Origin of the sequence: Nocardia sp. NPDC005825, from assembly GCF_040630175.1 — a bacterium.
Taxonomy (GTDB): Bacteria; Actinomycetota; Actinomycetes; order Mycobacteriales; family Mycobacteriaceae; genus Nocardia.
This window is the reverse complement of the sequence record NZ_JBEXXC010000006.1, coordinates 76762-91581: the sequence shown is the minus strand read 5'-3', so window position 1 is coordinate 91581 and position 14820 is coordinate 76762. Positions and strand designations below refer to the sequence as shown.

Annotated in this window: 15 protein-coding genes; 10 read left to right on the top strand and 5 right to left on the bottom strand. The window is 69.8% G+C overall.

The window, feature by feature from the left end:
* Positions 1-86 precede the first annotated feature (86 nt).
* Both ABZ382_RS18250 and ABZ382_RS18245 read left to right on the top strand, forming a co-directional pair.
* Entirely contained in the window at positions 87-572 is a 486-nt protein-coding gene (locus ABZ382_RS18250; RefSeq protein ID WP_357090177.1) for a MarR family winged helix-turn-helix transcriptional regulator, read from the top strand.
* A complete protein-coding gene (locus ABZ382_RS18245; RefSeq protein ID WP_357090175.1) occupies positions 569-937 on the top strand; it encodes a DUF5313 family protein in 369 nt (122 codons plus the stop codon). Before ABZ382_RS18250 ends, ABZ382_RS18245 begins: the two co-directional genes overlap by 4 nt.
* 36 nt (positions 938-973) lie before the next feature.
* On the opposite strand, the gene ABZ382_RS18240 is transcribed toward ABZ382_RS18245, so the two are convergent.
* The 4 genes from ABZ382_RS18240 to ABZ382_RS18225 form a co-directional block, all read right to left on the bottom strand.
* Positions 974-1405, bottom strand: coding sequence for a DUF4189 domain-containing protein (locus ABZ382_RS18240; protein ID WP_357090173.1), 432 nt, complete (start codon positions 1403-1405; stop codon positions 974-976).
* Positions 1406-1479: 74 nt separating this feature from the next.
* Positions 1480-2433 carry an alpha/beta hydrolase gene (locus ABZ382_RS18235; RefSeq protein ID WP_357090171.1) on the bottom strand — a complete coding sequence of 318 codons (954 nt, stop codon included), beginning with the start codon at positions 2431-2433 and terminating at the stop codon, positions 1480-1482.
* Positions 2434-2479: 46 nt separating this feature from the next.
* The gene (locus ABZ382_RS18230) at positions 2480-3232 is read right to left on the bottom strand and encodes a glucose 1-dehydrogenase (RefSeq protein ID WP_357090169.1); all 753 of its coding nucleotides are present in this window, start codon (positions 3230-3232) and stop codon (positions 2480-2482) included.
* A gap of 24 nt (positions 3233-3256) precedes the next feature.
* On the bottom strand, positions 3257-4381 hold the full coding sequence (locus tag ABZ382_RS18225; RefSeq protein ID WP_357090167.1) for an LLM class flavin-dependent oxidoreductase: 1125 nt from the start codon (positions 4379-4381) through the stop codon (positions 3257-3259).
* 154 nt (positions 4382-4535) lie between these two features.
* On the opposite strand from ABZ382_RS18225, the gene ABZ382_RS18220 reads away from it, so the two are divergent.
* The 7 genes from ABZ382_RS18220 to ABZ382_RS18190 all read left to right on the top strand — a co-directional run bounded on the left by ABZ382_RS18220 (position 4536) and on the right by ABZ382_RS18190 (position 10651).
* Positions 4536-5291 (top strand): glucose 1-dehydrogenase, encoded by a 756-nt coding sequence (locus ABZ382_RS18220; protein WP_357090165.1) that lies wholly within the window; start codon positions 4536-4538, stop codon positions 5289-5291.
* A 12-nt stretch (positions 5292-5303) separates the two neighbouring features.
* The gene (gene kstD / locus ABZ382_RS18215) at positions 5304-6983 is read left to right on the top strand and encodes a 3-oxosteroid 1-dehydrogenase (RefSeq protein WP_357090163.1); all 1680 of its coding nucleotides are present in this window, start codon (positions 5304-5306) and stop codon (positions 6981-6983) included.
* A 1-nt stretch (position 6984) separates the two neighbouring features.
* The gene (locus ABZ382_RS18210; protein WP_357090161.1) at positions 6985-7716 is read left to right on the top strand and encodes a glucose 1-dehydrogenase; all 732 of its coding nucleotides are present in this window, start codon (positions 6985-6987) and stop codon (positions 7714-7716) included.
* A 29-nt stretch (positions 7717-7745) separates the two neighbouring features.
* On the top strand, positions 7746-8561 hold the full coding sequence (locus ABZ382_RS18205) for an SDR family NAD(P)-dependent oxidoreductase (RefSeq protein ID WP_357090159.1): 816 nt from the start codon (positions 7746-7748) through the stop codon (positions 8559-8561).
* 265 nt (positions 8562-8826) lie between these two features.
* Complete coding sequence (locus ABZ382_RS18200) at positions 8827-9732, top strand: LLM class F420-dependent oxidoreductase (protein WP_357090157.1); 906 nt, start codon at positions 8827-8829, stop codon at positions 9730-9732.
* Positions 9729-10055: a hypothetical protein gene (locus ABZ382_RS18195; protein WP_357090155.1), complete on the top strand. Its 327-nt coding sequence runs from the start codon at positions 9729-9731 to the stop codon at positions 10053-10055. The genes ABZ382_RS18200 and ABZ382_RS18195 overlap by 4 nt, the downstream gene beginning before the upstream one ends.
* Positions 10052-10651 (top strand): Dabb family protein, encoded by a 600-nt coding sequence (locus ABZ382_RS18190; RefSeq protein ID WP_357090153.1) that lies wholly within the window; start codon positions 10052-10054, stop codon positions 10649-10651. The genes ABZ382_RS18195 and ABZ382_RS18190 overlap by 4 nt, the downstream gene beginning before the upstream one ends.
* On the opposite strand, the gene ABZ382_RS18185 is transcribed toward ABZ382_RS18190, so the two are convergent.
* Positions 10652-12262, bottom strand: coding sequence for a FadD3 family acyl-CoA ligase (locus tag ABZ382_RS18185; RefSeq protein ID WP_357090152.1), 1611 nt, complete (start codon positions 12260-12262; stop codon positions 10652-10654). It lies immediately after the preceding gene.
* Positions 12263-12651: 389 nt separating this feature from the next.
* On the opposite strand from ABZ382_RS18185, the gene ABZ382_RS18180 reads away from it, so the two are divergent.
* The gene (locus ABZ382_RS18180) at positions 12652-14817 is read left to right on the top strand and encodes a pyruvate, phosphate dikinase (protein ID WP_357090150.1); all 2166 of its coding nucleotides are present in this window, start codon (positions 12652-12654) and stop codon (positions 14815-14817) included.
* Positions 14818-14820 lie beyond the last annotated feature (3 nt).

The following is a 14820-nucleotide window of genomic DNA, read 5'->3' as shown; positions in this document are numbered from 1 at the left end:
ACGCCAATTACCCGCCGGGTCGTCGACGAACAGTTAGTGCATTAACTATTATTGCCCTAACGAAGACGAGCGAGGAGGGCGGAACGGTGGAGGTCGACGACCCGCTGCGGCTGGACCGGCAGGTGTGTTTCGCGCTGGCCGTGGCGAACCGGTCGGTCCTGGCGGTGTATCGGCCGCTGCTGGAACCGATGGGCCTGACACATCCGCAGTATCTGGTGATGCTCGCGCTGTGGGGTGAGGCGCCGATGTCGGTCAAGGACATCGGCGAGGCCATTCAGCTCGACTCGCCCACGCTGTCGCCGCTGCTCAAGCGGCTGGAGGCGGCGGGGCTCATCACCCGGCGGCGGGACAGCCACGACGAACGCAACCTGGTCGTGGATCTGACCGACGCGGGACGCGAGCTGCGCGCCGAGGCGGAGAAGATCCCCCCGGCCGTGGTGGCGCGGCTGGGGGTGAGCCTGGCGGATCTCGAGGAACTGCGCGATGTGCTGAACCGGGTGAATGCCGCGGCGCGGCAGTCGGTTTCGGCGGAGACCGAACGCACCGGATCGACGAAGGGACACCGGAAATGAAGCGCCCCAACCCTGCTCAGTGGCTGGCCTACTCCTTCGGCAGCGTGATGCCGGACGACCTGCGCGAATGGGTGCGCAACGACCTCACCGGTTCGTGGGCGGTGCCCCGGCACATCGTGCGCCAGCTGGTGCCGCTGCTGCCGGTGTTCGCGCTGGCGTTCCTGCTGCCGGGCGAGCTGTGGCTACAGCTTTCGGTGATCCTGCTCGGCCTGCTGCTGGCGCTGTTCTACATCGTGGCCTACATGCCGATGAACCGTGCCCACCGATTGGTGAAGCACGGTTTCCCGGAGGATCTGGAGAGTCCGGCCCGGGCCGCGCGGCGCGCCGCCGAGCGGGCGGCCTACGAGGCCCAGTACCCGCACTGACGCGGCTGTTCGGTTGCCGCCGATCGAAAGCGGTTGCTACCGAGCGTTTTCGGTGCAGCCGCTGGTGGCCACCCGGGCGGCGCGCGGCTGGGCGCTGCCCAGGTCGGGGAACGGGGGAGCGCTCTGGCCCAGCCCGGCGACCGCGTTCTGCTCGGCCTCGGCCAGGCTGGGGCCGACGGCCCAGCCCCACGTGCCGTCCGCCCCTTGGGCGACCGCGCCGCAGCCGTCGGTGAATCGCAGCACGATCTCGCAGTCGTAGCTGGCGCAGTCGCGGATGGCGGCGGCGTCGGCGACGACCCGGTTCGTGTCGGTGCCGGAGACGGCGGTGTTCTTCAGCCGGGACAGGGCGAGGGTGCCGTAGTACTGGGGTGCGGCGTCGGCGCCGCCCGCCAGGGCCAGCCCCGACAGGGCCAGGGCCGCGGTGAGCGTGGCCGCTCCGGTGACCGGGGTGAGGCGTGCAACCGGCAAGTGAGTTCCTGACGTTTCAAAACGGACGAACGCAGGTGATGCTAACCGGTCGGGCCGGGAACGAGCGGTGAAATTCAGACGACGGGTGTAGGGGCCAGCGCCCGGCGCAGCGCGGTGAACGCGGTTCTATTGGCGTGCTGGGTTTCTCGCAGATGGAAGGCCATCGACATGAACCCGTGCACGGTGCCTTTCCAGCGGTGGATCTCGGTCTCCACCCCGGCCTCGCGCAGCCGCTGCCCGTAGGCCTCGCCCTCGTCGCGCAGCGGATCGAATTCCGCGGTGGCGATGTGCGCGGGCGGCAGCCCGGTCAGATCCGCGATGGTGGGATTGGCGTAGGGGTCGGACTTCTCGGCGTCGGAGAACAGGTACTGCTCCCAGTACCACCGGATGTGCGCGGCGGTGGTGAAGTAGCCCTCCGCGTTCTCGGTGTGCGACGGCCGGTCACAGGCCGGATCCAGCATCGGGTACATGAGCAGCTGGAACGCGAGGTCGGGTCCGCCGTTGTCGCGCGCGGCGATGGCGGCGACGGTGGCCAGATTGCCGCCCGCGCTGTCCCCGGCCACCGCGATCCGGCCGGGGTCCCCGCCCAGGTCTTCGGCGTGCTCGGCGACCCAGCGCAGCACCGCGGAGGCGTCGTCGGCCGCGGCCGGGAAGCGGGCGTCGGGGGCGCGGCGGTAGTCCACCGACACCACGATCACCCCGGCCTCGTTGGCCATGGTGCGGCAGAAGCGGTCGTGGGAGTCCAAGCCGCACAGCACGAATCCGCCGCCGTGGTAGAAGACCACGATGGCCGGAGCGGGTTCGGCGTCCAGCGGCCGGTACACCCGCACCGGCACCTCGGGCGCGCCGGCGGGGCCCGGCACCGCGCGATCCTCCACTCCCGCAACGGGAATGGGCTCGACGGGGGCGGGGCGGCGGGCGGCCAGGAAGGCCCGTGCTTCGGCGGCGTCGAACACCTCGGTGCCCAATGCCGGGAACGCCGCGGTGGCGGCGTCGACGAAGGTCTGCCATTCGGGGGACAGGGTCATTACGGGCCTTCCTGGATCGCGCTGTGTCACTGCGGGGTTCGCGGAACTACATGCCGCGCGGGATGAACTTGCCCGCGGCCAGGCCGCCGTCGATGGCCACCTCCGCGCCCGTGATGTAGGCCGAGGCGTCGGAGGCGAGGAAGGCGACCAGTTCGGCGACCTCGTCGGGCCGGCCGGTGCGCTCGAGCGGCAGGGTCGGGAAGCTGCCGGGGCCGGTGGTCAGGTAGGGCACCATCGGGGTGGCGATGGGGCCGGGGTACACCGAGTTGACCCGGATCTGGGACAGGCCCAGCTCCAGGGCGGCGACCTTGGACAGGCCGCGCAGACCCCACTTGGAGGAGCCGTAGGCGGAGTGGTTCATCAGGCCCTCGAGCCCGGACTGCGAGGAGATGTTCACGATGGAGCCGCCGCCGTTGGCGGTCATGGCCGGCAGCACCGCCTTGATGCCGCGGAACGCACCCACCAGGTTGACGTGCAGGATCCGTTCCAGCTCTTCGGGAGTGGTCTCCGCGATCGGCTTCATGGTGTAGATGGCGGCATTGTTCACCAGCACGTCGAGCTTGCCGAAGGTGTCGACGGCCACCGCGACCGCGGCGTCCCAGCTCGCGGAATCGGTGACGTCGTGGCGCACGAAACGGGCGTTCTCGCCGAGGGATTCGGCGAGCTCCTTGCCCTCGGTCTCGAGCACGTCGGTGATGACGACCTTCGCGCCGCGCGCGACGAACAGCGTGGCCTCGGCCGCGCCCTGGCCGCGAGCGGCGCCGGTGATCAGGGCGACTTTGCCTGTCAGATCAGCCATTTCGGTTCCTTTTCTGTCTGCTGGTTACTTGCGGAAGTGGGGGATGACCTTCTCCCCCCACTGACGGATGGTTTCCAGGCACGCCTCCTGGGGCACGGTGCCCATCTGGATGAGGCACAGGATCTCGTCGGCCCCGGCGTCGCGCAGCCGCTCGACGTAGGCGATGGCGTCCTCGGCGGTGCCGTAGGCGTGCTCGGTGTTGAAGATGGCCGTGGCCCCGGTCTTCACCGGGATCTTGGCCTCGTGCAGGTAGGCGACGTGCTCGTCGGCGACCTCGCGCATCTTGGCGAGTTCGTCCACGCCCGGGTCCACGGCCTCGTCGGGCACCGGGCCCGCGCCGTAGTAGTACTTGATGGACTGGGCGAAGAACCGCTGCCCACGCGCGCCGATCTGGCGGGCCCGTTCGCGGTCGTCGAGCACGATGGTCGGGCACAGTGCCGCGAAGTGGTCGTTGACGACGGTGGACACCAGGCGTTCGCCGGTGCGGGCCGCGATCGCGTCGTCGTAGATGCGGCGCAGTTCGGCGATCTCCTCGATGCCCGCGAAACCCAGGACGAGCGCGCCGATTCCGTACTCGGCGGCCAGTCTCAGCGTGTCCTTCTTGGTGCAGGCCATGAACAGCGGGGGATGGGGCCGCTGCACCGGCCGTGGCAGCAGGTGGTGCGGGCCGATGTCGAGCAGTTCACCGTGGTATTCGAATTCGCCCTCGGGGTCCTGCCAGGCGGCGGCGATCATCCGCAGCGATTCCTCGACCTCCTGGTAGGTGCGGTCGGGATCGACTCCGCACATCGAGGTCTCGACGGCGGTCGCGCCGCGGCCCGCGCCCAGGTTCAGGCGGCCGCCCGACAGCACGTCGAGCATGGCGGCGCGTTCGGCGGCGCGGACCGGGTGATTGAAGTTGAACGGCATGCACACCACGCCGTGCCCGATGCGGATCCGCTGCGTCTGCGCGGCCACCCAGGTCAGGAAGATCTCCGGCGCGCTCATGTGCGCGTACCACTTGAGTCCGTGGTGCTCGACCGCCCAGACGGTGTCGAACCCGACCCGGTCGGCCAGCACGGCCTGCTCGACGCAGTCGCGCAGCACCTGGGCTTCGTGGGCGGCGGTGGGATCGGTCATCTGCGCTTCGAAGATCATCGAGAACTTCATCCGAGCTCCTAACCGCGCCGCTATGCCTAAACGGAATACAACTGCACCCATAGCCTCAGGTCATGAGGTTGTCTCAGTGGCCGGGACCACACCGTGCCGGTCTTCCGCATCGGGACTTAGCGTCGGTTGAACAGCAGCGGAAGGACGGGATCAGGTGGGACAGCTGGACGGCAAGGTAGCGCTGGTGACCGGCGGCGCCCGGGGCATGGGAGCGGAGCATGTGCGCCGTTTCGTGGCCGAGGGCGCGAAGGTCGTGTTCGGCGACGTGCTCGACGACGAGGGCAAGGCTCTGGCCGCCGAGCTGGGCGACGCCGTCCACTTCGTGCATCAGGACGTCACCAGCGAAAGCGACTGGCAGGCAGCGGTTTCCGCGGCCGTCGCCACGTTCGGCAAGCTGGATGTGCTGGTCAACAATGCCGGCATCCTGCGGTTCAAGCGCATCGTGGAGATGAGCCTGGACGAGTTCCAGACCATCATGAACATCAACGTGACGGGCGCTTTCCTCGGCATCAAGACGGCCGCGCCCGCCCTGATCGAGGCCGGTGGCGGGTCCATCGTGAACGTGTCCTCGGTCGAGGGCTTCGTCGGTGCGGCCGGTCTGTCGGCCTACAGCGCGAGCAAGTTCGCGCTGCGGGGTCTCACCAAGTCCGCCGCCCGGGAACTGGGGCACTCGGGTATCCGGGTGAACTCGATCCATCCCGGCGGCATCGCCACCCCCATGACCGCGTCCGTGGCGGGCGCGTCCGGGGTGGACGGCAACTCCTTCTTCTCCGAATTGCCCATTCCGCGCTGGGGTCAGCCGGTCGAGGTCTCCGAGGTGGCGTTGTTCCTGGCCTCGGACGCCTCGAGCTATTGCACCGGAGGCGAATTCGTCGTCGACGGCGGCATGCTGACCAGCTGCGGCTACTAAGGAACGAGATTCATGGAATTCGAATTCGACGTCGTTGTGGTGGGTTCCGGCGCGGCCGGCATGACCGCCGCGCTGACCGCCGCCTACCGGGGCCTGTCGGTCACCCTGATCGAGAAGAGCAGCCTGTTCGGCGGCTCCACCGCGCGCTCGGGCGGCGGCATCTGGGTGCCGAACAACCCGGTGCTGCAGGCCGCGGGTGTGCCGGACAGCGCGGAGATGGCCCGTACCTACCTGAAAGCCGTTGTCGGCGACCGGGTTCCGGAGGCCAAGCAGCGCGCGTTCCTGGAGCAGGGCCCGGAGATGTTCCGCTACATCGGCGCCCGCTCCAAGCACTGGGCGTTCGCCTACGACCGCGGCTACTCCGACTACCACCCGGAGTTCCCGGGCGGTCTGGCGCAGGGTCGCAGCATCGAGCCCAAGATCATCGACGGTCGCCTGCTCGGCGCGGATCTGGACAAGATCAACCGTCCGACCATGTCCGCCCCCAAGGGCATCGCGATCACGGTCAAGGACTTCCACGACCTGAACATGATCGCCCGCACCTGGGCCGGCAAGAAGACCGCCATGAAGGTCGGCGCGCAGACCGCGCTGAACATGATCAAGGGCGCCAAGCCGCTCAGCCTGGGCAAGGCGCTCGCCGCCCGGCTGTGGCTGTCGCTGCGCGACGCGGGCGTGCCGGTGTGGCTGAACACCCCGCTCACCGACCTGGTCATCGAGGGCGGCACCGTGGTCGGCGTGCGCGCCGAGCACGAGGGCCGCACCGTCACCATCAAGGCCCGCCGCGGCGTGGTGCTGGCCGCGGGCGGTTTCGAGCACAACCTCGAGATGCGTGAGCAGTACATCGACGGCCCGCAGAACACCGGCTGGACCGTGGGCGCGACCGAGAACGTCGGCGAGGGCATCGTCGCGGGCCAGAAGGCCGGCGCCGCGGTCGATCTGATGGACGACGCCTGGTGGGGCCCCTCGGTGCGCAACCCCGACGGCCCGCCGTTCTTCATGCTGGCCGAGCGTTCGCAGCCGGGCGCGATCGTGGTCAACGCCAAGGGCGATCGCTTCGTCAACGAGTCCGCGCCGTACGTGAACGTCGTGCACACCATGTACGAGGAGGAGAAGAAGGTGCCGGGCAGCATTCCCGCGCACTTCATCTTCGACCAGAACTTCCGCGACCGGTACCTGTTCCTGGGCAACTTCCCCAAGCGGCCGCTGCCCCAGAAGTACTTCGACGCGGGCATCATCAAGCAGGCCGACACCCTGGCCGAGCTGGCCGACAAGCTGGGTATCCCGGCGAACAAGCTGGCCGCCACCGTGGAGCGCTTCAACGTCTTCGCCCGCAACGGCCGGGACGAGGACTACCAGCGCGGCGACTCGGCCTACGACCGCTACTACGGCGACCCGACCGTCAAGCCCAACCCGACCCTGGCCCCGCTCGAGCGCGGCCCGTTCTACGCGGTCGAGATGGTGCCGGGCGATCTGGGCACCAAGGGCGGCCTGGTCACCGACGAGCACGCCCGCGTCCTGAACGACCAGGGCGACGTCATCCCGGGCCTGTACGCGGCGGGCAACAACTCCGCCGCCGTCATGGGCAACGACTACGCCGGCGCGGGCGCCACGATCGGCCCCGCCATGGTGTTCGGCTACATCGCGGCCAACCACCTGGCCGACGCGGAATCCGCAGCAGCGCAGGAGAACTGACATGGGACGGGTTGATTCGAAGGTCGTCATCGTCACCGGCGGCGCGCGCGGCATGGGGGCGGCCTTCGCCCGCAAGCTCGCGGCCGAGGGCGCGAAAGTGGTGATCACCGACGTGCTCGTCGAGGCCGGGGAGGCCGTCGCCGCCGAGATCGGTGACGCCGCCCGGTTCTTCCCGCTCGACGTCACCGACGAGGCGGCCTGGAACGACGTGGTCGCGCGGACCGAGGCGGCCTTCGGGCCGGTCTCGGGCCTGGTCAACAACGCGGGCATCGTGCACGTCGACGCCATCGAGAAGCTCTCGGAGGCCGACTACCGCAAGGTGATCGACGTCAATCAGGTCGGCGTGTTCCTGGGCATGAAGGCCGTCATCGGCTCCATGCGCCGCGCCGGGGTGGGTTCCATCGTGAACATCTCCTCGACCGGCGGCCTGATCGGCTACTCGAACATCCTCGGCTACGTGGCCTCCAAGTGGGCCGTGCGCGGCATGAGCAAAACGGCCGCACAGGAATTCGCGGCCGACAATGTCCGCGTCAACTCCGTGCACCCGGGCATCGTGGCCACCGAGATGGTGGCCGCGTCCGAGCGGTCGGCCAGCATCGCGGCCAATCAGCCCATCGCCCGCCCGGCCACCCCGGAGGAACTCGCCAACATGGTGCTGTTCCTCATCTCCGACGACTCCTCCTACAGCACCGGCGCCGAGTTCATCGCCGACGGCGGCTTCACCACCCAGTAACAACTCCGTTGCGAGACAAGGAAACACCCATGAAGGACTTCCACGGCAAAGTCGCTGTGATCACCGGTGCCGGTGCGGGCATCGGCCGGGCGCTCGCGCTCGAGCTGGCGCGCAACGGAGCCCAGCTGGCCCTGTCCGGCCGCAACTACGACAATGTCGCCGAGACCGTGGCCCTGTGCGAGAAGGTCGGCGCCAAGGCGCGGGCCTACAAGCTGGACGTGTCCGACCGCGCCGCCGTCTACGCCCACGCCGATGAGGTCGTGGCCGATTTCGGCAAGGTCAACATCGTCATCAACAACGCCGGTGTCTCGCTGACCGCCAATATCGAGGAAGTCTCCTGGGAAGACCTGGAGTGGATCTTCGGCATCAACTACTGGGGCACCCTGCACGGTGTGAAGGCGTTCCTGCCGCACGTGATCGCCTCCGGGGACGGCCATTTCGCCAATGTCTCCAGCATGTTCGGCCTGGTGGCCTGCCCCAGCCAGGGCGGTTACAGCTCGTCGAAGTACGCCATGCACGCGATCAGCGACGCACTGCGCCAGGAGATGATCATCGCCGGGCACAATGTGGGCGTCTCGAGCGTCCACCCGGGCATGATCAAGACCGAGATCGCCTGGAAGGCACGGGCTGCCGCCAACCGCTCCCGCGACGACCTGGCCGCCAACTTCGACCGCCTGGCCCAGACCAGCCCGGAGGACTGCGCCACGACGATCGTCAACGGCATCCGGAAGAACAAGCCGCTCATCCTGATCGGCAAGGACGCCAAGGCGATGAACGTCATGCGCCGCCTGCTCGGCTCGGGCTACATGAAGCCCCTGACCGCCCAGATGCGCAAGGAGATCTAGTCCACCTCTCGGAAGCTCCCGTGTCCCGGTGCGTTTCGCGCCGGGACACGGACCGAGGGTCTGGTGGCCGGTCCACCGAATCCGCTTGTCACCAGCCCCGCACCCCCGGTGCGGGGCTACCGGCCGTGGTCCAGAAAACCAGCTCTGACCTGCGAATATATATGGTCCCAGTGAACGGGACCCCTCCTAATTGTGACGCCGGCAACAGCCACGATCGTCGGGAGGCCCAAAACATGGGCGGTACCCGGAAGTACGGAGGCGTCCGATGCGCATCGGCATGCTCATGCCATATCTCGACGGACTGGTGACCTCGGGCGGATTCCTACGGGAGTTCGCCGCGGCGGCCGAGGAATGCGGGCTGGAGTCGATCTGGACCGTGGAACACGTTGTGGTGGCCCAGGATTACGAGCCGCTGTATCCGTACTCGCCCGACGGCCGGATGCCCGGCGGCGGCGGTATCGGGGTGCCGATGACCGATCCGCTGGAGACTCTGGCGTTCGTGGCGGCGGCGTCGAGCACCGTGAAGCTGGGCACCGCCATGGTGGTGGCCCCGCTGCACAGCCCGGTGGTGCTGGCCAAGCGGGCGGCCACGCTGGACCGGATCTCCGACGGCCGCGTGCTGCTCGGGCTCGGGATCGGCTGGCAGAAGGAGGAATACGCGGCGATCGGGGTGCCGTTCGAGGAACGCGGCACCCGGCTCGACGACGCCATCGGGGCGATGCGGGCCTTGTGGACGCAGGAGCCGGCGACCTATCACGGCAAGCACGTGTCGTTCGACGATCTGTTCTGCCAGCCGCAGCCCGAGCGGTCGATCCCGATCGTGCTGGGCGGCAACAGCGCTCCGGCGGTGCGCCGCGCCGCCAAGGTCGGCGACGGCTGGTTCCCGTACACGATCTCCTCGGAGGATTTCGCGCGCGGCGCGGACAAGATCCGCGAACTGTCCGCGGCGGCCGGGCGTTCCGAGGATGCCGTCGAGATGACGATCTGGCCGGGGTCGTTCGACTTCGTCCGCGAGTTCGAGGCCGACTACGTGCGCCCCTACGTCACCGCCGGTGCGAGCCGAGTCGTCCTGACCCCGCCCATGTTCGGACCGGAATCCCTGCTCAACGGTGTGGAGAACCTCGCGGCCTACGTGGATCGGTACCGCAACGACGTGGAGGCGAAGCTGTGAACCCCGCGACCCCCGTCCGCGTCCTCGACCGCGTCGTCCTGCCCGCCGATCGGGCCGAGGACTGGCTGACCCGCTGGCGCGGCGACTACCTGCCCGGCGCGACCGCGCGCGGCCTGCGGGCCCCGCAGGTGCTGCGTGAGCACACCGGCGCGGATTCGGTGGCCCTGCAGATCATCTGGGAGCTGCCGGGCATCTACGAGTTCTACGGGATGCGCGCCGCGGCGGCGGCCGATCCGGCGGTCGCGGCGTTCTGGTCCGACACCGATGCCGTGGCGCTGACCCGCGAGCGGCACGTCCTGGCGATGCAGGAGGAACAGGCATGAGCCGCTGGGTGATTCTCACCGCCCCGCACCCGGACGACACCGACCAACGCCTCGCCGCGTTCGCCTCGGCGGCCGCCGCGAACCCCCGCGTCGCGCATTGTTCGGCCGGAGTCGACCTGCCCGGCAGTACCGGCGGGCAGGGCGCGCTGTGGGATCTGTCCGCCGATTCCGCCCCGGCCGAGGTGCTGCCCGGGCTGACCGCGGACGCCGATGTGGTGCCCCTGGCTCCGGTGCACGCCCGTGTGGTGCGGCAGGACGCGAGCCGCCGGGTCAAGCGCACCCTGCTGCTCACGGTGCGGGCCGGCACGCATCCGGACACGGTGTCGCGCTTCGAATCCGACCTGATGGCCATGCCCGCCCACATCCCGGCCATCCGGTCCTGGTCGCTGAGCCGGGTCCCCGGCCACGCCCGCTGGACGCACGTCTGGGAGCAGGAGTTCGCCGACCCCGACGGCCTCAATGGCGACTACCTGCTGCACCCGTACCACTGGACGCATGTCGACCGCTGGTTCGATGCCGAGATCCCGGGCTCCATCGTGGACCCGGCGATCGCCCACCTGTACCGCTGGGCCGACGGCCCGGTGCTGGGGAACTGATCAGTCCGGGTCGCGCAGGCGCTGTTTGAGCACCTTGCCGCCGGCATTGCGCGGGAGGTCGTCGGCGAAGACGATCTCCCGCGGCACCTTGTAGCCCGCCAGCCGCGCGCGCGACCATTCGATGATGGGGGCCGGATCGGTCGCCGCCCCGGCGACGGGGACCACGTAGGCGCGGCCCACCTCGCCGAGTCGCTCGTCGGGGACGCCGATCACGGCGACATCGCGGATATCGGGGTGCCGCAGCAGGACTCGTTCGATCTCGGCCGGGTAGGCGTTGAAGCCGCCGACGATGAACATGTCCTTGAGCCGGTCGGTGATGCGCAGATAGCCGTCGGAGTCCAGGGTGCCGATATCGCCGGTGTGCAGGAAGCCGTCGGGGTCGATGGCGGCGGCGGTGGCCTCCGGATCGTCCAGGTAGCCGTACATGACATTGGGGCCGCGGACGGTGACCTCGCCGGGCTCGCCGGTCTCGAGGGGTTTGCCTTCCCGGTCCACGATGCGGATCTCACTGCCGGGCAGCGGTTTTCCGACGGTGTCGGCGGCCAGTTCGGCGGGGGAGTCCGGTGGGCAGATGGACACCACGCCGATCGATTCGGTGAGGCCGTAGGCGGTGAAGACGGCGGGAACGCGCAGGTCCTCGCGAATGCGGCGGACCAGTTCGGCGGGGATGGTGGAGCCGCCGGTGCCCGCCAGGCGTAGCGAGCCGAGCAGGTAGTCGTCGGGGCCGGCGGCGAGCAGGTCGGTGAAAAGCGTTGGCGGCCCGGCCAGGACGGTGATGCGTTCGCTCTCGATCAGCTGGAGGGCGGTGGCCGCGTCGAAGCGTTCCATCGGAACCATGGTGGCGGTGCGGAGCAGGCAGGCCAGGATGCCCGCCTTGTAGCCGAAGGTGTGCGAGAACGGGTTCGCCAGCAAATATCGGTCACGCGGGCGCAGGGTGACGACCTCGGACCACCGGGCGAAGACCTCCAGGGTCTGGCGGTGCGTGGCGAGCACGCCGCGGGGGGTGCCGGTGGTGCCGGAGGTGAACAGGATGTCGGAGATGGACTCCGGGTCGACGGCGGCCGTGCGTTCGATCGCGGACTGCGGCTCGATCACCGCGCCCGGGGCCAGGAACCCGGCCCACGAGCTGATGTCCCAGTCCGCCGCGTTCTCGCCGCGGGCGTCGTCGAGCAGGATGAGGTGCTCCAGATCCGGTAGCGCGAGACCGGATTCGGCGAGCATGGCCGGATAGTCCGCGCCCAGGAACTCCTGCACGGTGCACACGGCCTTGGCGTGGCTGCGGGCCAGCACCTCGGCGGTTTCCGGGCCGCGCAGCCGGGTGCTGATCGGCACCAGGGTCGCGCCCGCGCCGAGCATTCCGAGAGCGGTCACGATCCACCGGACACTGTTGGGAGCCCACAACCCGACCCGATCTCCCGGCTCCAACCCGGAGGCGATGGCGGCCCGCGTCACCGCCGCGGCCTCCTCGGCCAGTTCGGCGAAGGTGAGCCGCCCGGCCGGTCCGGCAATGGCCACGGCCTCCGGATACCGCCGCGCCCGATCGGCCACCAGCGCCGGAATGGTCGTCACACTTCCGACCGCGGAGATGCCGCCCGAGTGCCGCCGATCCATCCGCCCATCCTGCCCCAGCCCCCTCACCCGATCGCCCTTTTTCGCCGTGCCATCCCGCTGACCGGGCGTGCCGTGTTCGATGGCCCTCCGCTGCGCTTCGGGCGGGTTCGCGGCGCTGCTGGTCTCGTTCTTCCCTCCTCCGCTCCTCCGCTTCGCTCCCCCGCTCCGTCAGTCCAGAACGAGACGCGCCGCGAACTTTCCGGTGGTTCCTGCTGGGGTGTGCCGGGCGTACCCATTCCGGTCATCGGGATGGGACTTGGGGGTGCGGGGCGTCACACGGCACCCTCGTTGTAGTGGAACCGTCGGGGGGACGGATATTGCCCGGCAGGCCGCTCGAGCAGCGGCGGAGCGCTGGAGTGCGAATGAATCCAGAATCTCGAAGGAGTGACATGACGGCCGGAACGGAGCTTGCGCAGCGCCAGGACCTCGCGGCGGGCGCGACCACCGTTGTCGAACTCGACGGCGCGTGCGGCTTGTCGCGGGACAAGATCGGCGGCAAGGCGTGGAGCATCGATCACATGCGGGCGCTCGGGCTGCCGGTGCCGCCCGCGTTCGTGATCACCACCGACGGCTGGGCCGACTACACCACCCGCGGCGCGATCGCCGAGGAGATCTGGGCGCAGGTGCTCGAGGGCATCACCATGATCGAGCGCGGCACCGGCCGTCGCTTCGGGTCGGCGGATCGCCCGCTGCTGGTGTCGGTGCGTTCGGGCGCGGCGATCTCCATGCCCGGCATGATGGACACCGTCCTCAACCTGGGCATGACCGACGCGGTGCAGCAGGCGCTGGCCGCCGAGACCCGCAACCCCGGCTACGCGGAGGACACCCGCTCCCGGTTCGTGCACCAGTACCGCGAGACCGTGCTCGGTGACGCGAACGGCGTCGTCCCGGCCGACCCGTGGGAGCAGCTGCGCGGCGCCATCGAGGCCGTGTTCCGGTCCTGGGATTCCCCGCGCGCCAAGACCTATCGCGCCCACCGCGGCCTGGCCGACACCATGGGCACCGCGGTCACCGTGCAGGCCATGGTGTTCGGCAACCTCGACGAATCGTCCGGCACCGGTGTGCTTTTCAGCCGCAACCCCAATACCGGTGATCAGCCGGTCTACGGCGAGTGGCTGGTCGGCGGGCAGGGCGAGGACGTGGTGTCCGGCCGCCTGACCCCGCGCCCGCTCGACGATCTGGCCGTCACCCAGCCCGCCGTGCACGAGCGGCTCATCGCCGCCGCCCAGCTGCTGGAGCACGACGGTCGCGACCTGCAGGACATCGAGTTCACCGTCGAGTCCGGCACCCTGTGGCTGCTGCAGTCGCGTCCGGCCAAGCGGTCGGCCCGCGCCGCGGTGCGCACCGCCGTCGCCATGGTCGAAGAGGGCCTGATCAGCGCCGACGAGGCCCTGGACCGGGTGACCCCCGACCAGGTGCGCGAGGTGCTGCGCCCCGCCTCCGGCGACACCGGCGGCCAGGAGCCCCTCGCCCGCGGCGAATCCGCCTGCCCCGGACTGGCTTCGGGCGTGGTCGTGACCGATCCCGACGAGGCCGAGACCCGCGCCGAGGCCGGCGAGGACGTCATCCTGGTCCGTCCCACCACCAGCCCCGACGACCTGCACGGCATGATCGCCGCCCGCGCCATCGTCACCGAACTGGGCGGCACCACCTCGCATGCCGCGCTGGTGAGCCGCGAACTCGGCCGCCCGTGCGTGGTCGGCTGCGGCCCGGGTGTGGTGGCGGCGCTGACCGGTAGGACGGTCACCGTGGACGGCGGCGCCGGTCTGGTGCTGCCCGGCGAGGTCGTCGCCAAGCCGGTCGAGCAGTCCGTGCTCGACGACGTGCGCCAGCTCGCCCAGTGGGCGGGCGTGGACGGCGAACAGCTGGCCGAGCGCCTGGAAAACCGTTCCGCCGCAAGCGAGAACGCCGAACAGGAGGAAGTGACCGCCGTGAACGCTCCCGTCACCGAACTGGCCGTGCTGCGGCTGGTCGGCATCAAGGGCCGGGTGAACGCCGACAATCTGGCGCTCAGCCTGTTCGCCGACACCGCCGAGATCGCCTCCTGCTGTGAGGATCTGGTGAGCGCGGGCTACTGCGCCACCACCCCGGCCGGCTTCCGGATCACCCCGGAGGGCCGCCCGCGCCTGGAGCAGCTGCTCGCCGAGGAGCGCGGCACCGTCGACGCGGCCGCCCTGACCGCCGCCTACGACGAGTTCTGCGTCTTCAACGCCGATCTCAAGGTCATCATCACCGACTGGCAGATGAAGGACCCGGCCACGGTCAACGACCACGCCGACGCCGACTACGACGCCTCGGTCCTGGCCCGCCTCAACGGCACCCACCAGACCCTGCGCCCGCTGATCGCCCGCCTGGGCGGCCTGGCCCCGCGTCTGTCCCGCTACCTGGATCGCCTGGACCGCGCCGTCGAGCGCATCGGCGAGGGCGACCACACCTACGTGGCGCGTCCGATCATGGACAGCTACCACACCGTGTGGTTCGAGCTGCACGAAGACCTGATCGGTCTGTGCGGCCTGACCCGCGCCGAAGAGGCGGCGGCCGGCCGTGCCCACTGAGCC